This window comes from Pseudomonas sp. 8Z, assembly GCF_902506535.1.
Taxonomy (GTDB): Bacteria; Pseudomonadota; Gammaproteobacteria; order Pseudomonadales; family Pseudomonadaceae; genus Aquipseudomonas.
Map to the genome: position 1 here is coordinate 625,369 of NZ_LR733827.1, position 18,085 is coordinate 643,453.

Annotated in this window: 21 protein-coding genes; 10 read left to right on the top strand and 11 right to left on the bottom strand. The window is 62.0% G+C overall.

The features are described 5' to 3' along the window. The first annotated feature begins 10 nt into the window (after nucleotides 1-10). Nucleotides 11-1,066 (top strand): AraC family transcriptional regulator, encoded by a 1,056-nt coding sequence (locus AERO9A_RS15510; protein ID WP_159972841.1) that lies wholly within the window; start codon nucleotides 11-13, stop codon nucleotides 1,064-1,066. On the opposite strand, the gene AERO9A_RS15515 is transcribed toward AERO9A_RS15510, so the two are convergent. Next, a complete protein-coding gene (locus AERO9A_RS15515; protein ID WP_159972842.1) occupies nucleotides 1,023-2,477 on the bottom strand; it encodes a TrkH family potassium uptake protein in 1,455 nt (484 codons plus the stop codon). The genes AERO9A_RS15510 and AERO9A_RS15515 overlap by 44 nt on opposite strands. Before the next feature lie 3 nt (nucleotides 2,478-2,480). Continuing rightward, a complete protein-coding gene (locus tag AERO9A_RS15520) occupies nucleotides 2,481-3,935 on the bottom strand; it encodes a TrkH family potassium uptake protein (RefSeq protein ID WP_159972843.1) in 1,455 nt (484 codons plus the stop codon). 153 nt (nucleotides 3,936-4,088) lie between these two features. Between AERO9A_RS15520 and AERO9A_RS15525 the strand changes: the two genes are divergently transcribed. Both AERO9A_RS15525 and AERO9A_RS15530 read left to right on the top strand, forming a co-directional pair. Then, nucleotides 4,089-4,460 (top strand): YkgJ family cysteine cluster protein, encoded by a 372-nt coding sequence (locus AERO9A_RS15525; protein WP_159972844.1) that lies wholly within the window; start codon nucleotides 4,089-4,091, stop codon nucleotides 4,458-4,460. A 227-nt stretch (nucleotides 4,461-4,687) separates the two neighbouring features. Continuing rightward, entirely contained in the window at nucleotides 4,688-5,248 is a 561-nt protein-coding gene (locus tag AERO9A_RS15530; protein ID WP_159972845.1) for a nitroreductase family protein, read from the top strand. A gap of 5 nt (nucleotides 5,249-5,253) precedes the next feature. Here AERO9A_RS15530 and AERO9A_RS15535 read toward each other — a convergent pair whose 3' ends face one another. From AERO9A_RS15535 to AERO9A_RS15555, 5 genes are all read right to left on the bottom strand, one after another. Beyond that, nucleotides 5,254-6,576: a HAMP domain-containing sensor histidine kinase gene (locus tag AERO9A_RS15535; RefSeq protein WP_159972846.1), complete on the bottom strand. Its 1,323-nt coding sequence runs from the start codon at nucleotides 6,574-6,576 to the stop codon at nucleotides 5,254-5,256. A 72-nt stretch (nucleotides 6,577-6,648) separates the two neighbouring features. Beyond that, a complete protein-coding gene (locus AERO9A_RS15540; RefSeq protein WP_159972847.1) occupies nucleotides 6,649-7,056 on the bottom strand; it encodes a Spy/CpxP family protein refolding chaperone in 408 nt (135 codons plus the stop codon). A gap of 134 nt (nucleotides 7,057-7,190) precedes the next feature. Continuing rightward, on the bottom strand, nucleotides 7,191-7,868 hold the full coding sequence (locus AERO9A_RS15545; protein WP_159972848.1) for a response regulator transcription factor: 678 nt from the start codon (nucleotides 7,866-7,868) through the stop codon (nucleotides 7,191-7,193). Nucleotides 7,869-7,873: 5 nt separating this feature from the next. Further along, complete coding sequence (locus tag AERO9A_RS15550; RefSeq protein WP_159972849.1) at nucleotides 7,874-8,260, bottom strand: translation initiation factor 2 (IF-2, GTPase); 387 nt, start codon at nucleotides 8,258-8,260, stop codon at nucleotides 7,874-7,876. A gap of 29 nt (nucleotides 8,261-8,289) precedes the next feature. Then, entirely contained in the window at nucleotides 8,290-8,589 is a 300-nt protein-coding gene (locus AERO9A_RS15555) for a YciI family protein (protein ID WP_159972850.1), read from the bottom strand. A gap of 119 nt (nucleotides 8,590-8,708) precedes the next feature. Here AERO9A_RS15555 and AERO9A_RS15560 point away from each other — a divergent pair, with 119 nt between their 5' ends. From AERO9A_RS15560 to rluB, 7 genes are all read left to right on the top strand, one after another. Further along, nucleotides 8,709-9,575 (top strand): PHP domain-containing protein, encoded by an 867-nt coding sequence (locus AERO9A_RS15560; RefSeq protein WP_159972851.1) that lies wholly within the window; start codon nucleotides 8,709-8,711, stop codon nucleotides 9,573-9,575. 13 nt (nucleotides 9,576-9,588) lie between these two features. Continuing rightward, nucleotides 9,589-10,218: an L-threonylcarbamoyladenylate synthase gene (locus tag AERO9A_RS15565; protein WP_159972852.1), complete on the top strand. Its 630-nt coding sequence runs from the start codon at nucleotides 9,589-9,591 to the stop codon at nucleotides 10,216-10,218. Nucleotides 10,219-10,262: 44 nt separating this feature from the next. Then, nucleotides 10,263-11,477 carry a tryptophan--tRNA ligase gene (locus AERO9A_RS15570; RefSeq protein ID WP_159972853.1) on the top strand — a complete coding sequence of 405 codons (1,215 nt, stop codon included), beginning with the start codon at nucleotides 10,263-10,265 and terminating at the stop codon, nucleotides 11,475-11,477. Between the two features lie 133 nt (nucleotides 11,478-11,610). Beyond that, the gene (locus tag AERO9A_RS15575; protein WP_178111182.1) at nucleotides 11,611-12,309 is read left to right on the top strand and encodes a ScpA family protein; all 699 of its coding nucleotides are present in this window, start codon (nucleotides 11,611-11,613) and stop codon (nucleotides 12,307-12,309) included. Beyond that, nucleotides 12,306-13,082 (top strand): SMC-Scp complex subunit ScpB, encoded by a 777-nt coding sequence (scpB, locus tag AERO9A_RS15580; protein WP_159972855.1) that lies wholly within the window; start codon nucleotides 12,306-12,308, stop codon nucleotides 13,080-13,082. The genes AERO9A_RS15575 and scpB overlap by 4 nt, the downstream gene beginning before the upstream one ends. 92 nt (nucleotides 13,083-13,174) lie before the next feature. Continuing rightward, nucleotides 13,175-13,357, top strand: coding sequence for a DUF1289 domain-containing protein (locus AERO9A_RS15585; protein ID WP_159972856.1), 183 nt, complete (start codon nucleotides 13,175-13,177; stop codon nucleotides 13,355-13,357). A gap of 125 nt (nucleotides 13,358-13,482) precedes the next feature. Continuing rightward, nucleotides 13,483-14,637, top strand: a complete 1,155-nt coding sequence (rluB, locus tag AERO9A_RS15590; protein ID WP_159972857.1) for a 23S rRNA pseudouridine(2605) synthase RluB — start codon at nucleotides 13,483-13,485, stop codon at nucleotides 14,635-14,637. 89 nt (nucleotides 14,638-14,726) lie between these two features. Here the strand turns inward: rluB and AERO9A_RS15595 are convergent, their stop codons facing one another. From AERO9A_RS15595 to ubiG, 4 genes are all read right to left on the bottom strand, one after another. Next, entirely contained in the window at nucleotides 14,727-15,653 is a 927-nt protein-coding gene (locus AERO9A_RS15595) for a GGDEF domain-containing protein (protein ID WP_159972858.1), read from the bottom strand. 213 nt (nucleotides 15,654-15,866) lie between these two features. After that, a complete protein-coding gene (locus tag AERO9A_RS15600) occupies nucleotides 15,867-16,607 on the bottom strand; it encodes a YciK family oxidoreductase (protein ID WP_159972859.1) in 741 nt (246 codons plus the stop codon). Nucleotides 16,608-16,693: 86 nt separating this feature from the next. Then, nucleotides 16,694-17,365 carry an N-acetylmuramic acid 6-phosphate phosphatase MupP gene (gene mupP / locus AERO9A_RS15605; RefSeq protein ID WP_159972860.1) on the bottom strand — a complete coding sequence of 224 codons (672 nt, stop codon included), beginning with the start codon at nucleotides 17,363-17,365 and terminating at the stop codon, nucleotides 16,694-16,696. After that, entirely contained in the window at nucleotides 17,365-18,063 is a 699-nt protein-coding gene (gene ubiG, locus AERO9A_RS15610; RefSeq protein WP_372239686.1) for a bifunctional 2-polyprenyl-6-hydroxyphenol methylase/3-demethylubiquinol 3-O-methyltransferase UbiG, read from the bottom strand. The genes mupP and ubiG overlap by 1 nt, the downstream gene beginning before the upstream one ends. Between the last annotated feature and the right edge of the window lie 22 nt (nucleotides 18,064-18,085).

Below are 18,085 nucleotides of genomic sequence, written 5' to 3' on the forward strand. Positions count from 1 at the left end.
GAACAACAGCATGAGTGAAAGAACCACCTCTTCCAGTTGGGCCATGGCCATCGTTCAGGCGTTGGAGCTTGGCGGCGTTGATTGCTGCAGCTTGTTCGCCGAATTGGGGCTCGATTATGCGGCGTTGAACGACCCGGATGCGCGTTTCCCGCAGGATGGCATGACTCGCCTTTGGCAGCGGGCGGTTGAGTGCTCGGGCGACCCTGCCATCGGCTTGAACATGGCGCAGGTGGTACGGCCGGCTTCTTTTCATGTGGTCGGCTACGCGCTGATGGCCAGCCGCAATCTGCTTGATGGTTTTACTCGCCTGGTGCGTTATCAGCGCATCATCGGTGAGGGCGCCGAGCTGCATCTGCTGGCGCAACCCGACGGCTATGCGCTGACGTTGACCATCCATGGTGATCGGCTGCCCGCCGTGCGGCAGAGTGCTGAAGCCTCGCTTGCCTATTGTCTGGCGTTCTGTCGCTGGCTCAGTGGTAAGCCTTTGCAGCCGCGCGAAGTGCGTTTGCAAAGCCAGGCACCGAAGGATCTGGCGCGTTATCAGGCGGTGTTTCAGGCGCCGCTGCGCTTCAATGCTGAGCAGGATGCGCTGATTTTCACGCGGGCTGATCTGGAGGCTTCGCTGCCGAGCGCCAACGAGGCTTTGGCGCAGTTGCATGATCGCTTCGCCGGGGAGTATCTGGCGCGCTTTTCTGGCAGTCGCGTCACTCATCAGGCGCGTCAGGCGTTGTGCCGGTTGTTGCCGCAAGGCGAGCCGCGGCGCGAGGTAGTGGCGCAGCACCTGCACCTGTCGCAACGTACCTTGCAGCGGCGTTTGCACGAGGAGGGCACCAGCTTCCAGCAACTGCTCGACGATACGCGCTGCGAACTGGCCGGGCAGTACCTGCGGCAAGCCAATCTGACCTTGCTGGAAATTGCCTATCTGCTGGGCTTTGCTGATTCGAGCAATTTCTTTCGGGCGTTTCGTCGTTGGTTCGGGCAGACGCCGGGCGAGTACCGCACTGCTTTGCTGGGCGAGGGTTTCAGTGACGCCAGAACGCCGGGAATGCCAGCACCAGCACGGTGAGAATCTCCAGACGACCGAGCAGCATGCCCAAGGTCAGAAACCACTTGGCCAGGTCAGGAATGTTGGCGTAGTTGCCAGCCGGGCCGACCATCTCGCCCATGCCAGGGCCAACACCAGACACCATGGCGGCTGCACCGGTTAGTGCTGTGATCCAGTCCACGCCGCACATGGCCACTGCCAGTGCCAGGGTGGCAATGGTGATGGTGTAGAAAAAGGCGAAGGCCAGGATTGAGCGCACGATGTCTTCGTCGAGGCGATGGCCGTTGTACTGCTGCTTTATCACCGCGCGCGGGTGAACCAACAGCTTGAGGTTGGCCTTGAGCAGGATGTAGGCAACCTGGAAGCGGAAGATTTTCAGACCGCCGGCGGTGGAGCCGGAGCAGCCGCCGACGAACCCGAGGTAGAAGAACATCATGCTGGCGAAGGGGCCCCACAGGTGGTAGTCGCCGACAGCGAAGCCGGTGGTGGTCATGATCGAGGTGATGTTCACCGCGACCAGGCGCAGCGCATCTAGCCAATACAGGTCGGTGGTCAGCCACTTCCAACTGGCCAGCATCAGCCAACTGCCAACCAGTAGCAGGAGAAAACCGCGCACTTGGGCATCGCGTAGTAGCGGCCGATAGTTGCCGCGCAGCGCCGTGACATAGAGCACGAAGGGCAGGCTGCCGAGCACCATCACCAGTACCGCCACCCAATGAATGGCAGGCTGCTGCCACTTGCCCAGCGATGCATCGGAGGTGGAGAAACCGCCGGTGGCGATGGCCGACATGGCGTGGTTGATCGAGTCGAACAGCCCCATGCCGGCCAGCCAGAAGGCTGTCACAGCCAGAATGCTGAGGCCGACGTAGGCCAGCACCATGTATTTGGCGACCATGTGCGAGCGCGGCATGACCTTTTCCGAGCGATCCGAGGACTCGGTCTGGAACAGGCGCATGCCGCCGATACGCAGCATGGGCAGAATCGCCACGGCCATGGCGATAAAACCGATGCCGCCGAGCCAGTGCAGCAGCGAGCGCCAGATCAGGGTGCCGGGGGACATCTCATCGAGGCCGCTGAACACCGTGGCGCCGGTGGCGGTGATGCCGGACATGCTCTCGAAATAGGCATCGGTAATGCTCGCGCGCTCGGCGAAAAGAAACGGCAGAGCGGCGAAGATCGACACCATCATCCAGCTCGACACCGTCAGCATGTACATGTCGCGTGGGCGCAGGTTGGTTTGTTGTGGGCGGCCCTGAGCCACCATTGCCATGCCGCTCAGCGCGGTGATCAGGCTCGACCAGAGGAAGGCGTTGATCTCCTGCGGGCGCTCGAAAATGATCAGAGTCACCACCGGTACCAGCATGCTCAGCGCCAGCGTGAGCAGGAAGATGCCGTTGATGAAGGCGAGGATACGCAGGCTCGAGGCTGGCATGGTTTAACTTTTCCAGAAGCTGCGGGTGACCAGCACCAGCACGGTGAGAATTTCTAGGCGTCCGAGCAACATGCCGATGCTTAGCAGCCATTTGGCGGTGTCTGGCAGGCTGGCGAAGTTGCCGGCCGGGCCGATGATCGGGCCGAGACCCGGGCCGACGTTACATACCGCGGTGGCGGCGCCGGTCAGTGCGGTGATCCAGTCCAGCCCGGTGAGGGTCAGGGCCAGCGCCAGCACACCAATGGTGATGGTGAAAAAGAATGAGAAGGTGATCAGCGAGCGGACGATTTCCTCGTCCAGGTTGTGATCGTTGTACTGCTGCTTGATTACCGCCCGTGGATGCACCAACTGCATCAGGTTGGCCTTGAGCAGCACGAAGGCGACCTGAAAACGGAAGATCTTCAGGCCGCCTGCCGTGGAACCTGAGCAGCCGCCAACGAAAGTCAGATAGAAGAACAGCAGCACGGCGAAACTGCCCCAGGTGGTGTAGTCGCCGAGGGCAAAGCCTGTGGTGGTGACCACCGAGGTGACGTTGACCGCGACGATGCGTACGGCATCGAGCCAGGCGTAGTCGGAGTTCAGCCACAGCCAGGTGCCAAACACCAGCCAGGTCAGTACGAGAAAACCGAGAAAGCCGCGCACCTGATGATCTCTGAACAGGGCCCGGCGATTGCCGCGGATGAAGGCGACATAGAGCATGAACGGCATGCCGCCGAGGAGCATTAGCACCACTGCCGTCCAGTGCACGGCGGGCTGCTGCCAGTTGGCCAGTGAGGAGTCGGATGTGGAATAACCGCCGGTGGAGATGGACGTCATCGCATGGTTGAACGCCTCGAACAGGGTCATGCCCGAAGCCCAGAAAGCCAGTACACCGAACAGCGTGATCGCGACGTACACCAGCAACAGGTACTTGGCCGCCATGTGCGAACGTGGCATGACCTTCTCGCCCCAGTCCGAGGATTCGGTCTGGAACAGGCGCATACCGCCGACGCGCAGCAGCGGCAGAATCGCCACCGCCATGCCGATAAAGCCGATACCGCCCAGCCATTGCAGCAACGAGCGCCAGATCAGGATGCCGGGAGACATGCTGTCCAGGCCGGTCAGCACGGTGGAGCCTGTGGTGGTGATGCCGGACATGGTTTCGAACACTGCGTCGGTGTAGCTGATATGGGCAATCAGCATCATCGGTAGCGCGGCGAAGCTACAGACTACCAGCCAACTGCCGGTGGTCAGCAGGTACATATCGCGCGGGCGCAGTTGGGCATTGCTGGGGCGACCGGGTATCACCAAGGCAAGGCCTGCGGCCAGGGTGATCAGGCTCGACCAGAGGAATGCTTCAAGGTCTTCGGGGTGTTCCAGAATCAGCAGCGTCAGCATGGGAACAGCCATGCTCAGGGCCAGAGTGATGAGGAAAATGCCGATGATGAAACCGATGATGCGTAAGGTCGGCAAGGCCATGTGCAGTGGACTCTGGCGAGTGGCTGAGGAGGCGCCATTCTACCTGTGGCCCGGCGCCTGTAAACCAGCAGCGACAGGGGCTTTACAAGGCCATGGCGAATCATAGAATAGCCGCCAGTTACTGGCGCCCGCTGGTTTCCGAGTCCATCATCCATGTCCGAAGCTAATCCCTGCCTTACGTGCGGCGCCTGCTGCGCGTTTTTTCGTGTGTCCTTCTTCTGGGGTGAGTGCCAATCCGCCGGCGGTAGCGTGCCGGATGAACAGGTCATCCAGATCAGCCCGCACTATGTCGCCATGCGTGGCACCGAGAGTAAGCCTGCGCGCTGTACGCAACTGCTCGGTGACGTCGGTTGTGGCGTGCGTTGCACCATGTACGAAAATCGCTCCAGCAGTTGCCGAGAGTTCGAGGCGTCCTGGGAGAACGGTGTACACAACCCGCGCTGTGACGATGCGCGCAAGGCCCACGGTTTGCCGCCGCTGACACCGCCGGTACAGCCGGTGATATCGCCGGATCGGGTGGCCTAAGGCAGCCACAAGCGTCAAGCCTAAAGCTTCAAGTCAAAGTAATTGCGCGGTGTACGGCTGAGCGCATGATGCGATTGACCGCTATCAGGTATCGCTTGGCATTCTGATCGGCTTGCGGCTTGCGGCTTGCGGCTTGCGGCTTGCGGCTTGCGGCTTGCGGCTTGCGGCTTGCGGCTTGCGGCTTGCTGCATTGAGAATGCGCCATCGCTAACAGATGGAGGTGGCCGATGGAGGCTCTCGACGCGTTGTTCAACCGTGTTTCCGTTCCTCGCCTGGTGGCGCCCGCACCAACGGCTGAACAGCGCCAAGCATTGTTTCGTGCTGCCCTGCGGGCGCCGGATCACGGTCAGTTGCGTCCATGGCGTTTTCTGACCGTCGAAGGTGAAGCGCGGCAGCGTATGGGCGAACTGTTCGCCGAGGCACTGAACATCGCCGATGCTGATGCGTCGCCGGAAGCGCTGAACAAGGCGCGCGGCATGCCGCTGCGTGCGCCGCTGCTGGTGGTGGTTATCGCGTGCGTGCAGGTGCATCCCAAAGTGCCGGAGTCTGAACAGGTCATCGCCGCAGGTTGCGCGGCCCATGGCATGTTGTTGGCCGCGCATGCGCAAGGCATCGGTGCGGTCTGGCGAACTGGCGACATGGCCTATGACGCCCATGTCGCTAAGGGCCTCGGCCTGAGTGCAGACGAGCGCATTGTCGCCTATCTATACCTGGGGACGCCCGAGCGCGAATTGCGTCGCGCGCCTGAGCTGGCCGCCGAGGATTTTGTCCGCGTCTGGAACGGCTGAGCCGCTCAGGCGGGGTGTGCTCTGAGGGGAAGGTCGAGCGTGGCGATGAAGCCGCCATCGGGGTGATTGCTCAGCAACAGTTCGCCGCCGTGGCGCTGTGCTGCGCGCCGGGCGATTGCAAGCCCTAGGCCATGGCCCGCGCTGTTCTGGCCGGGCGCTCGAAAAAAGGGTTTACCCAGTTCCTGTAGATGTTGCTCGGCAGTGCCGGGGCCGTGGTCGCGTACGCTGAGCAGCAGATGCTCGCCAGTGCGTGTGGCGCTGATTTCGATGGGTTGGTCGGGCGGGCTGAAGCGCAGGGCGTTGCGTAGCAGGTTGTCCAGTGCGCGTTCGAGCATGTCCGGCCAGCCTTGCAGTTGTAGGTCGTCATCCTGCCGGATTTGTATTGGCTGCTGTGGTGCGCTGAGGTGGGCGTCGTCCTGTAGCTTGCTGAGCATGCTGGCGAGTTTGATTGGCTGCGCCGCGCCTGGTGCAGCATCCAGCCGCGCGAGGGCGAGAATCTCGCTGATCAGTGCCTCCAGGCGGTCGCACTCTTGGTTGAGGCGCGGCCAGAGTCTTTCGCGTTCGCTGGGTTCGGCGCGCTCGGCCAGGGCCAGGGCAATACGCAGACGCGCCAGCGGTGAGCGCAGTTCGTGGGAGACGTCTCGCAGTAGTTGACGCTGGCTGCCGATCAGCCCCTGCAGGCGCTCGCCCATGCGGTTGAAATCCGTGGCCAGTAGGCCCAGTTCGTCGCGCCGCGTGGCCAGGCGGGCCAGGCTGTTCTGCTGGTAGGTGGTTTGCCCCAGGTCATGTACGGCGCCGCGCAGGCGATCCAGCGGACGGGTGATCGACAGCGTCAGCAGCAAGCTGAACAGGGTCAGCACGACCAAGGCGATGATCAGTGCGCTGATTGGCCAGAACAGGCTGTCGCGGTGCCATTCGGCCAGCTCCGGGTAGGGAATGCGGTAGATGAACAAGTAGGTTTCACCGCTTGCGCTGCTGTACTCGGTGCTCAGCTGTCGCCAGGGCAGCGGACGATCGCGATTGCGTTGCTCGAAGGCGGCTGCCCGTGGGGGAAAGGTGCCCTTGACCAATGGGAGGCCGTTCTCACCGATGACCTGGGTATCGATACGGTATTGGCGTTTACGTTCTTCGAGGAAACGCTGGGCGGCTTGTTCGCCCTGTTGTTCGTAAAGTTCAGCCCACTGCTGGTCGAGCCCGTTGAGTCCAGGGTGCTGGCTGAGAATCCAGGCATCCTGATTCAAGGCACGGCCCAGCAGCATGGAGAGCCCGGCCGCCAAGGCGATGGCGAGCCAGAAGGTGGCAAGGATGCGCCAGAACAGTGAACGCACGGAGTGTCCTTATGCAGAAGCCGCCGAGCTCATGGAGCTCGGCGGCAGTGGGTTTGCGGAGGAGTTGACCAATTAGCTGGCCTTCTTGTCCTTCTCGGCTTTCCAGGCTTTGAATTCTTTCATTTCGGCGCGGCGTGCTTCCATTTTCTTCTGGTGCTCGTCGAACGCTTTCTGCTGCTCCGGGTTGAGCAGTGCGCGCAAGGCTTTCTGATTGTCTTCGCGAGCCTTGTCCAGATCCTTCTTCATCGCCTGTTTTTCCGCTTCCGGCAGCTTGTCCAGATAACGGCGGGTGATGTCATGGCGACTTTTCATTTGCTCACCCATCAGCTTGCGCACTTCCTGGCGCTGCTCCTTGCTCAGGTTCAGCTCCTTGAACATTTCCGGGCCGCGCTCATGCGGACGCGGGCCGCCTTCGGGCATGGCCATGGCCAGGGTTGGCAGGGTGGCGACGAACAGCAGGGCGGTGAGTGTCTTACGCATGGTGATTATCCTCGTCTCGAAACCGGTCGTTACCGGATGGGCTCAGTATGCGGCGGTCAAGGTCAAGGGCGGTCAGGCTAGGGTAAAGCCTGAGTAAAGGCATTTGCGCGCAGGCTTTACACTGTTCGGGGCGTTCAGGGGGCGTAGTAGTAACCGCGGCTGCGCAGGGCCAGGATGCGTGGGCGACCGTCTGGGTGCGGGCCGAGTTTCTTGCGCAGATTGCTGACGTGCATGTCCAGGCTGCGATCGTAGAGGGTGAGCTTGCGGCCCAGGGCCAGTTGCGCCAGTTCCTGTTTGTCCAACGGCTCACCCGGTTGGCGCAGCAAGGCTTCGAGTAGACGGCTTTCGGACAGGGTGAGGGGAATGTCATGGCCATCAAGCGTGGCGATGCCGCGGTTCGGGCTCATGCTCAGGTCGCCCAGCTCAAGCTGGCTGCTGACTGGGGCTGGAGTGGTGCGCCGCAGTACGGCGCGCAGGCGGGCTGTAAGCTCGCGCGGGTCACAGGGTTTGGCCAGGTAGTCGTCGGCGCCCAGTTCCAGGCCGAGGATGCGATCGAGCGGCTCTCCACGTGCTGAAAGCATCAGCACGGGCAATTCTGCATGCTCGCTGCGCAACTGCTTGAGCAGTTCCAGGCCGTTGCCGTCGGGCAGCATCACGTCCAGCACCACGGCGTCTGGCGCCTGTGTGGATAGGGCGCGACGGGCGCTGGCGGTGTCGTGGCAGGCGGTGATCTGAAAGCCCTCCTGCGCCAGCCAACTGCTCAACAGTTCGCAGAGTTCTTGGTCGTCATCGATCAGTAGCAATTGGCTCATGATGATCAGTTGATCCAGTCGCGGCGCGTCTTGCGCTGGCCGCGCAGCAGTGCGCCGAAGAGCATCGAAATCAGGCTGACGCCGCCGCCGATGGCGAACCAGGTTTGTTCTTCGCTGAGAAAACCTGGCTGCACCTGGGCCTGGCTTTCCTTGAGTTGCAGACGCAGGCGTTGGTTTTCCTGGCGCAGGCGTTGCTGCAGCGCGGTATTGCTATCTTCCTGCTCTCGGCGCAGTTGCTCGCTTTGCTCCAGGCGCTGTTGCAGTCCGTCTATTTGCTCGTGCAGGTGCGTTATATCCGCGGGCGGTGCTGGTAGTTCGGTTGTTTCTTCGGCCTGCACTACGCTTGTGGCCAACATAAGGGCGGCCACTAGGCTCAGCGGGATCGAACGCATGGCGACTCCTTGTCGATTCAAGGCGCAGTTCAGGGAAAGACTTTTTTGAAGGGTTTGACCAGGACATTAGCGTAGACGCCTGCGGCGCGGTACGGATCGGCTTCGGCCCAGGCTTGTGCTGTTTCGAGGGAGTCGAACTCGGCGACGATCAGGCTGCCGCTAAAGCCCGCTGCCCCCGGATCATTGCTGTCGATAGCCGGGTGTGGGCCTGCCAGTACCAGGCGACCTTCCAGCTTGAGTTGCTCCAGGCGAGCCAGATGCGCAGGGCGCGCTGCCAGGCGGTTGTCCAGAGAGTTTGCAACGTCAGTGGCGATGATGGCGTAGAGCATCTGAGTCCTTAGCTTGGAAGGGTGCTAGCGCCGTGCGGGTGTTTTTTACCCGATGGCGCAAGCCAGAATGGACATGTGGCGGCATAATAACAAACATCAAACCCAACGAAAGCGCCGCCATGAATGTCGATTTGCACTGCCACAGTACCGCCTCCGATGGTGTCCTGGCCCCAGCATTGCTGGTGGCTCGGGCGCAGCAGCGGGGCGTTCGGCTGTTGGCGCTGACCGATCATGACACGCTGGAGGGGCTCGACGAGGCGCATCGCGCGGCCGCGCAGTTGGACGTGCATCTGGTCAACGGTATCGAGCTGTCCTGCACCTGGGGCGGGGCGACTATTCATATTCTTGGTTATGCCTTTGAGCGCGATGCTCCCGCTTTACGCGAGGCTATTGAGGCGCTGCATCACGGGCGCTGGCAGCGTGCCGAGGAAATCGACCGACGCCTGGCGGCCAAGGGCATGCCAGGTGCCTTGGAGGGCGCGCGAGCGGTGCAGCAGGCGTTGGGCGATAGCGGCAATGCGCCGGCGCGCCCGCATTTTGCCGAGTTTCTGGTGCGTGCCGGGCATGTGCGTGATCGTGCCGAGGCGTTTCGTAAATGGCTGGGTGCAGGCAAGCTGGGCGATGTGAAGCAGCATTGGCCAGAGTTGGAGGCCGTGGTTGATACCCTGCGTGCTGCCGATGCCTGGATTAGCCTGGCGCATCCTTGGCAGTATGACTTCACGCGAAGCAAGCGCCGACGCCTGGTGGCGGCCTTTGCGGCGGCAGGTGGGCATGCTCTGGAAGTGGTCAATGGCATGCAGCCAGCCGAGCAGGTTGGTGGTCTGGCAATTCTGGCGCGCGAATTCGGTCTGATGGCTAGCGCAGGTAGCGACTTTCATGCGCCTGGCGATTGGTCCGAGCTGGGTCTCTATCGTCCCTTGCCGGACGACCTGACGGCGCTCTGGAAGCGCTTCGAATATGCACAGCCTGCCGTTGTCACCTTATGAACAGGGAGTGAGTGTGAGCCAATTCTTCCAGATACACCCGGAAAACCCCCAGGCGCGCCTGATCAAGCAGGCCGTGGAAATCATTCGCGCTGGTGGTGTGGTGGTCTATCCGACCGACTCTTCGTACGCGTTGGGTTGCGCCATCGGTGACAAGAACGCGGTCGAGCGTATCCGCCGCCTGCGCCAGCTTGATGACAAGCATAATTTCACCCTGGTCTGCCGCGACCTGTCGCAGCTCGGCCTGTTCGCCAAGGTCGACACCGCTGCCTTTCGCCTGCTGAAGATCCATACGCCCGGCCCTTATACCTTCATTCTAAACGCCACTCGCGAAGTGCCGCGCATGCTCCTGCACCCCAAACGCCGCACCATCGGCCTGCGCGTGCCGAGCCATCCCATCGCTTTGGCACTGCTGGAACAACTGGGTGAGCCGCTTATGAGCGTCAGTCTGATCCTGCCGGGGGACGATCTGCCGATGTCCGACCCGTACGAAATGCGCCAGTCGCTGGAGCATCACGTGGATCTGATCATCGACGGTGGCTTCGGCGGCCTGGAGGCCTCGACGGTGATCAACCTGTCCGGTGATACGCCCGAGATCATTCGTGTGGGCTGCGGTGATCCGTCCCCCTTTGCCGAAGACGATTGAGTGCTGGCTATAATCGGGACTTTTCTCGTTCAGGGTAGAACCTCTTGAGTGCCATTGACTCCGCGCGCCGTGTTATGTCCGGCATGCGTCCGAGCGGCCGTCTTCATCTCGGTCATCATCACGGTGTGTTGAAGAACTGGGTCAGGCTGCAACACGAATATGACTGTTTCTTCTGCATCGTCGACTGGCATGCGTTGACGACAGAATATGCCGAGAGCGGCGACCTCCAGCAGCATGTCATGGACATGGCCATCGACTGGCTGGCGGCTGGCATCAGCCCCAGTTCGGCAACGCTGTTCGTGCAGTCGCACGTGCCCGAGCATGCCGAGTTGCACTTGCTGCTATCGATGATCTGCCCCCTCGGCTGGCTGGAGCGTGTGCCGTCCTACAAAGAACAGTTGGCTCAGCATCCCGGCAAGGATCTCTCCACCTACGGCTTTCTTGGCTACCCGCTGCTGCAGGCGGCGGACATCCTGCTGTACCGCGCCGGTGTGGTGCCCGTGGGGGCTGATCAACTGCCGCATGTAGAGTTCGCGCGTGAGGTGGTGCGCCGTTTCAATCATCTGTATGGCGGTGAGGCGGACTTCGAACTCAAGGCCCAAGCCGCCGTTGGCAAACTGGGCAAGAAAGTCGGCAAACTCTACAGCAGCTTGCGTCAGGCCTATCAGGAACAGGGCGATGGTGAGGCGCTGGAAACTGCGCGTGCTTTGCTCAAGGAACAGAGCACGTTGACGCTGGGCGATCAGGAGCGTCTGTTCGGCTACCTGCAAGGCGCCGGTAAGCTGATACTGAGCGAACCTCATGCCTTGCTGGCCGATGCCGACCGCGTGCCTGGGCTGGACGGCCAGAAGATGGCGAAGTCGCGGGGTAACGCCATCTATCTGCGTGACAGTGATGAGGTGGTTGAGGAAAAACTGCGGCGTATGCCCACCGATCCGGCGCGCGTGCATCGCGATGATCCAGGCGAGCCGCAGCGCTGCCCGGTGTGGTCACTGCATCGCCTGTACTCCAGCGATGAGCGCATGCACTGGGCGCTGGAGGGCTGCCGCAGTGCTTCAATCGGTTGTCTGGACTGCAAGAGCGCGCTGTGCAGCTCGATTCAGGGCGAGCTGGCGCCGTTGCAGCAGCGCGCCATCGATTACGAAGGTAGTCCCGAACTGGTACGCAGCATCCTCGCCGAAGGCGCCGAGCGGGCCCGCGACGAAGCACGCGATACCCTGAGCGAAGTACGTTTGGCCATGGGCCTCAACCGCCGCTGATGGAGCCTGTGCGATGAGCGATGCCACGACCCCCGACGAACAGGCCGGCGCCCAGCAGGAGCTGCCGTTTGCTCTGGTGTACGGTGAGGCGGTCACCGAGCTGCCGCTGGATCTGTATATCCCGCCGGATGCCCTGGAGGTGTTTCTCGAAGCCTTCGAAGGGCCGCTCGACTTGCTGTTGTACCTGATTCGCAAGCAGAACATCGACATCCTCGACATCCCCGTGGCCGAGATCACCAAGCAGTACATGGGCTACGTCGAACTCATGCATTCGGTACGCCTGGAGCTGGCCGCCGAGTATCTGGTGATGGCCGCCATGCTCGCCGAGATCAAGTCGCGCATGCTCCTGCCGCGTTCCAGCGAGGCCGAGGAAGAGGAGGAGGATCCGCGCGCCGAACTGATCCGTCGTCTGCAGGAGTACGAGCGCTTCAAGGCAGCCGCCGAAGAGCTCGACGAGTTGCCACGGGTGGGGCGTGACGTGCATGTGCCGCGCCTCGATGCGCCGGAGGCGCGAGCGCGCAAGCTGCTGCCGGATGTCAGCCTGGAGGAACTGCTGGTATCGATGGCCGAGGTGCTGCGCCGCGCCGATATGTTCGAGAGCCACCAGGTCACCCGTGAGGCGCTGTCGACCCGCGAGCGCATGAGCGAGGTGCTCGAACGCCTCAAGGGCGGTGGCTTCGTGCCCTTTGTCGAGCTGTTCGCCATTGAGGAGGGGCGTCTCGGTGTCGTGGTGACCTTCATGGCGGTGCTCGAATTGATCAAGGAATCCCTGGTCGAGCTGGTGCAGAATGAGCCCTTTGCCGCCATCCACGTCAGAGCCCGTGCCGAATGAACCTGAGCGATCCGAAAGACCTGGCCCAGTTGCTCGAAGCCTTCCTCCTGGCATCCGGCAAGCCGCAGTCGCTGGAGCGTTTGTACGAACTGTTCGAGGAGGCCGAACGACCGGAGCCAGCGCAGTTCAAGGCGGCGCTTGAAGTGTTGCGTAAGTCCTGCACGGGGCGGGCGTTCGAGTTGAAGGAAGTGGCCTCCGGTTATCGTCTACAGGTGCGCGAGCGTTTCGCGCCCTGGGTTGGCCGCCTGTGGGAGGAGCGCCCGCAGCGCTACTCGCGTGCGTTGCTGGAAACTTTGGCGTTGATCGCCTACCGCCAGCCCATCACCCGTGGCGAGATTGAGGAAGTGCGCGGTGTAGCGGTCAACAGCAATATCACCAAGACCTTGCTCGAACGCGAATGGATTCGCGTAGTGGGTTATCGCGATGTGCCGGGCCGCCCGGCGATGTTCGCCACCACCAAGGGCTTTCTCGACCACTTCAACCTCAAGAACCTCGATGAGCTGCCACCACTGGCGGCGCTGCGCGAGCTGGAGCCCGAGCCGCAACTTGCGCTGGATGACGATGCTGAAGTGCCTGCTGGCCTGCAGGCGCGTGCTGATCTCGCCTTGCAGGATGAGGGCGAGCCGAGTGAGCCGCGTGAGGAAACCAGTTTCCGCAGCCTGCTGGCCGAGCTGGACTCGATGGAGGAGGGGCTCAAGACCGACTTCGACGACCTGCGCCAGGGTGAGGAGGTGGCGGCAGCCGACCGCGAGGATGATGAAACCTTGCATTGACGTGCTTTACCGGGCGCATGCATAGGATCAATCTCACTCGGGGCGCGCAGTCCTTATCCTGGCTGGCAAATCGTCATGCGAGGGGCTGTGTGGTGAGCAAGAAACCCTGTATCAAAATCTGCGAATTCGAGCGCGACATCTGCCTGGGCTGTGGCCGCAGTCGCCAGGAAATCAAAGCCTGGAAACACCTGGACAAGCAGGAGCGCCTGGCGCTGCTAGCCGAGGCTGATATGCGTTTACTGGCGTTGCAGGCGACCGGTCGTCGCAAGTATTGAGGCGGGCCGGAGTGAATAGGCGCTGCGGCGTGCATGTGCGTAAGCTTCGGCTACCCTAAGCGCTCGGCAGCGCGTATGATTCGCGCCCTTTTGATCATCCTTCATTACACCGGGAGGTGCCTTAGATGAGCGAACATGATGTCCAGCGTCCGGCTGGCGAAAAACTGCAGAAGGTACTGGCGCGCATGGGCTTGGGCTCGCGTCGGGAAATCGAAACCTGGATCGGCGAAGGCCGGGTCAAGGTCAATGGCGCAGTGGCCAGCCTGGGTCAGCGCGTCGAGATCAGCGATGCCATCGTGCTCGATGGTCGCCTGCTCAAACGCGAAGAAGTTGCCACCTCCGTGCGTCGCGTGCTGATCTACAACAAACCCGATGGTGAGATCTGCACCCGTGACGATCCAGAAGGTCGTCCCACCGTGTTCGATCGTTTGCCGCGCCCGCGTGAAGGTCGCTGGATCAACATTGGCCGCCTCGACATCAACACCACCGGCCTGTTGCTGTTCACCACCGACGGTGAGCTGGCCAACCGACTGATGCACCCGTCCTACCAGATGGACCGTGAGTACGCGGTGCGCGTGCGTGGCGAAGTGACCGAGGAAATGCTGGAAAACCTCAAGCGCGGCGTGATGCTCGAAGACGGCCCGGCCAAGTTCACCGACATCAAGCAAGCGCCCGGTGGCGAAGGCTTCAACCACTGGTATCACTGCGTGGTGATGGAAGGGCGCAACCGTGAGGTGCGCCGCCTGTGGGAATCCCAGGGGTTGGTCGTCAGCCGTCTCAAACGTGTGCGTTTCGGCCCGGTATTTCTCACTTCCGACCTGACCATGGGGCGCTGGCGGGAGATGGAGCAGCGCGAGGTGGATATCCTCAGCGGCGAAGTCGGTCTGACGCCGCAGGCATTACCTGCGATGAAGGAAAAAGTGCGCGAGAAGCTCGATCGTCTGCAGCGCAAATCGGCCAAGCCGCTGGAGTCGCGTGGTAAGCGCGTACTGCGTCCGGCGCAGGACGAGGCGGGTGAGACTGTGCGACCAAGTCGAGCGCCGCGTCAGAATAATGGCGAGCAGCGTCCGCAGCGTGGGTCGCGGTCGGAGTCCTCGGAGCGCGGTCAGCGTGATCGTGGTACGCCGGTGGCTGAGCGTCCGAGTGACGTGAAGAAGCGCCAGCCGCGCCCTGCGGTCGAGTTGACTGATCGCCCCGCGCGTAAGCCACGTCCGGCTGCACCCGGCAAGCGCTCGTCTGGCGATGATGGTCAGCGCCCAGGCTTTGGCCGCAAGCGCTAATACAGCGTTTGCAGAAACAACAACGCCCCGCACGCTTGACTGTGTGGGGCGTTTTCGTTTGTGGCGGCGTGTTCGGCTTGGTGTTGTGCTCAGCCGGCCATGTTCAATCGATTGCGCCCTTCGCGCTTAGCGACATACAACGCGCTGTCGGCTCGGCGCAGCAGGCTTTCACTGGATTCGCCGGGTAGCAGGGTGGCGCAGCCGAGGCTGATGGATACCTCAATGGGAGTGCCTGCATTGAGGCACTGCAGCTCCAGTACGGCAAAGCGCAGGCGCTCGCCGACCAGGGCGGCAGCTTCCCGGCTGGTGCTGGAGAGGATGATGAGAAACTCCTCACCGCCATAGCGGAATACCATGTCGACATTGCGCAATTGACCTTTAAGTGTCTGCGCTACGGCTTTGAGCACTTCATCGCCGAATGCATGGCCGTGGTTGTCGTTGATCTGTTTGAAGTGGTCGATATCGAGCATCAGCAACGACAGGGGTTGCAGGTTGCGGCGCGCGACATCCACTTCACGTTGCAGCACTTGATCCATGGCAATGCGATTGCCGGTGTCGGTGAGCGGGTCACGCAATGCGCTGAGCAGTGCGCTGCGATACAGCAGGGCATTGCGCAGTGGGAACAGCAGGCTGGCGAGCAGTGATTCCAGTTGCGCCAACTCTTCTTCATCGAACCGCTGACGTCGGCGGAAAGTGAGTTCACCGAGGTATTCGCCTTCGTGGCTAAGGCGATAGGCTGCCGAGTGTGGTGCGCGCTCGCCGAGCTCCAATCGCAGATCATGGGCCGAATGCTGGAAGCTCAGCGCGTCCAGCGGCACCAGGCGCTGCACCTCACGGAAGAACAGGCCGAGAATGCGTTCTATATCTAGGCTGGTCTGCAGTTGCAGGCCTAATTGCTGGCGCAGTTCGGCCAGCGAGGTGGACTTGACCGGCAGGCTACGTGCATCGGCAAAACCTATGCGCTGCAGTTTGGCTGCATCGAAATCGACGGTGTTGGTGCGGCTGGGGGGGAGCATTTGTCTGAACCTCTGGCGCAATGATGCGGCGACGAGGAGGCTAGAGCGATTTTCGTGCCATCTGTCTGTAACAGATTAAAGTCGTTTAAATTCAGTGTTTTATGGTTTTTATTGGCGCCGAGAGGCAAGGGTTTGCCGGTTGTATGGCGCTGCTGGTGGCAATTTGCTTCCGCTCGCGCCGGATTTTCGACGCGAGCTTTCAAGGTGGGGCGATTATTGCGCGTCTAGTGCTTGTCCGTTGACGCCCTGGCTGTCAGGGCCCATCAGGTAGAGGTAGACCGGCATGATGCTGTCTGGCTCAGGGCGGCTTGCCGGATTTTCACCTGGGTAGGCCTGGGCGCGCATCGAGGTACGGGTGGCGCCGGGATTGACGCTGTTGGTGCGGACGTTACTGATGCCGTCCAGTTCGTCGGCCATCACCTGCATCAGGCCTTCGGTGGCGAACTTGGACACCGCATAGGCACCCCAGTAGGCGCGGCCCTTGCGGCCGACGCTGCTGGAGGTGAAAACCACCGAGGCATCGGCCGACAGTTTCAGTAGCGGCAGCAGGGTGCTGCTGAGCATGAACATGGCGTTGACGTTGACGTGCATCACGCGCATGAAGTTGTCGCCGGAGAGCTGTTCCAGCGGCGTGCGCGGGCCTAGGATCGAGGCGTTGTGCAGCAGGCCGTCGAGGCGGCCGAATTCGTTCTCGATCAGCACTGCCAGCTCGTCGTACTGGTGCGGCAGGGCGGTTTCCAGGTTGAACGGAATCACCACTGGTTGCGGGTGGCCGGCCGCCTCGATCTCGTCGTAGACCTGGCTCAGATTGGCTTCGGTCTTGCCCAGCAGCAGCACGGTCGCGCCGTGGGCCGCGAAGCTCTTGGCGGCGGCGGCGCCGATACCGCGGCCGGCACCGGTGATCAGGATGACACGATCCTTGAGCAGGTCTGGGCGGGCGGTGTAGTCGAACATGTGAGGATCCTTCACAGAACTCTTGAGAGTAGGGCGGGTGAAACCCGCCTGATGGAGACATGGCGGATTTCACCCGCCCTACGTGATCAGCAGCCGCACAGGGCGCGGTCGAGTACGGCGCGTAGTTCTTGCGGGTGATCCACGACCACGTCGGCGCCCCAGTTGCGTGGGTTGTCTTCGGGGTGAATATAGCCGTAGGTCACGGCCGCAGTGCGGCAGCCGGCGGCGCGCCCGGATTCGATGTCGCGCGCATCGTCGCCGACGAACAGGACTTCCTCGGGGCGCACGCCGATTTGCTGGCAGGCCAGCAGCAGCATGTCTGGAGCGGGCTTGCTTTGCGCTACATGGTCTGGGCAGACCAGTACTGCGCAACGCTCTGCCAGGCCGAGGCGCTGCATGATCGGTTCTGCGTAGCGCACAGGTTTGTTAGTGGCAACGCCCCACAGCAGGCGCCCATGCTCGATGTCGGCGAGCAGGGTTTCGATGCCGTCGAATGGGCGGGTGAGCACCGCGCAGTGTTCCTGATAGCGCTCCAGAAACTCCTGGCGCAGAGCTTCGAAGGCGGGAGAGTCGGGCTTTTCGTCGAAGGCGCTGGCGACCATGGCGCGGGCGCCGCCCGACACCTGGTCGCGAATCGTCTTGTCCGCCAGGGGCGGCAGGTTGCGCGCGGCGCGCATAGCCTGGGTAATGGCGATGAAGTCTGGCGCCGAGTCGAGCAGGGTGCCATCCATGTCGAAGAGAACCGCTCTCAGGGGCATCAGTCTTTTCTCAGGGTCTGGATCATGTAGTTGACGTCGACATCAGCAGCCAGCTTGTAATGCTTGGTCAGCGGGTTGTAGGTCAGGCCGATGATGTCCTTGACCTCAAGACCGGCTGCGCGACTCCAGGCGCCCAGTTCGGAGGGGCGGATGAATTTCTTGAAGTCGTGAGTGCCGCGCGGCAGCAGGCGCAGGATGTATTCGGCGCCGATTACCGCGAACAGGTAGGCCTTGGGATTGCGGTTGATGGTGGAGAAAAACACCTGGCCGCCCGGTTTGACCAGCTTGTAGCAAGCGCGGATGACCGAGGATGGATCGGGCACGTGTTCGAGCATTTCCAGGCAGGTGACCACATCGAACTGGCCGGGCATTTCTTCGGCGATCTGCTCGGCGGTGATTTGCCGGTACTCGACCTCTACACCCGACTCCAACTGGTGCAATTGGGCGACCGACAGCGGCGCCTCGCCCATGTCGATACCGGTGACGGTGGCGCCGCGCTGGGCCATGGCTTCGCTGAGGATGCCGCCGCCGCAGCCGACGTCGAGCACGCGTTTGCCAGCCAGGCCGACGCGCTCGTCGATCCAGTTGACGCGCAGTGGGTTGATGTCGTGCAGGGGTTTGAATTCGCTCTCCCGATCCCACCAGCGGTGGGCGAGGGCCTCGAATTTGGCGATTTCGGCGCGGTCGACGTTGCTCATAAGCATCTCTTTCAAAGCGTGG

Bases quoted from the DNA above. Each gene is read 5' to 3' on its own strand.
- AERO9A_RS15510 (WP_159972841.1), top strand. From the start codon at position 11: ATGAGTGAAAGAACCACCTCTTCCAGTTGGGCCATGGCCATCGTTCAG.
- AERO9A_RS15515 (WP_159972842.1), bottom strand. From the start codon at position 2,477: ATGCCAGCCTCGAGCCTGCGTATCCTCGCCTTCATCAACGGCATCTTC.
- AERO9A_RS15520 (WP_159972843.1), bottom strand. From the start codon at position 3,935: ATGGCCTTGCCGACCTTACGCATCATCGGTTTCATCATCGGCATTTTC.
- AERO9A_RS15525 (WP_159972844.1), top strand. From the start codon at position 4,089: ATGTCCGAAGCTAATCCCTGCCTTACGTGCGGCGCCTGCTGCGCGTTT.
- AERO9A_RS15530 (WP_159972845.1), top strand. From the start codon at position 4,688: ATGGAGGCTCTCGACGCGTTGTTCAACCGTGTTTCCGTTCCTCGCCTG.
- AERO9A_RS15540 (WP_159972847.1), bottom strand. From the start codon at position 7,056: ATGCGTAAGACACTCACCGCCCTGCTGTTCGTCGCCACCCTGCCAACC.
- AERO9A_RS15545 (WP_159972848.1), bottom strand. From the start codon at position 7,868: ATGAGCCAATTGCTACTGATCGATGACGACCAAGAACTCTGCGAACTG.
- AERO9A_RS15550 (WP_159972849.1), bottom strand. From the start codon at position 8,260: ATGCGTTCGATCCCGCTGAGCCTAGTGGCCGCCCTTATGTTGGCCACA.
- AERO9A_RS15555 (WP_159972850.1), bottom strand. From the start codon at position 8,589: ATGCTCTACGCCATCATCGCCACTGACGTTGCAAACTCTCTGGACAAC.
- AERO9A_RS15560 (WP_159972851.1), top strand. From the start codon at position 8,709: ATGAATGTCGATTTGCACTGCCACAGTACCGCCTCCGATGGTGTCCTG.
- scpB (WP_159972855.1), top strand. From the start codon at position 12,306: ATGAACCTGAGCGATCCGAAAGACCTGGCCCAGTTGCTCGAAGCCTTC.
- rluB (WP_159972857.1), top strand. From the start codon at position 13,483: ATGAGCGAACATGATGTCCAGCGTCCGGCTGGCGAAAAACTGCAGAAG.
- AERO9A_RS15595 (WP_159972858.1), bottom strand. From the start codon at position 15,653: ATGCTCCCCCCCAGCCGCACCAACACCGTCGATTTCGATGCAGCCAAA.
- AERO9A_RS15600 (WP_159972859.1), bottom strand. From the start codon at position 16,607: ATGTTCGACTACACCGCCCGCCCAGACCTGCTCAAGGATCGTGTCATC.
- mupP (WP_159972860.1), bottom strand. From the start codon at position 17,365: ATGCCCCTGAGAGCGGTTCTCTTCGACATGGATGGCACCCTGCTCGAC.
- ubiG (WP_372239686.1), bottom strand. From the start codon at position 18,063: ATGAGCAACGTCGACCGCGCCGAAATCGCCAAATTCGAGGCCCTCGCC.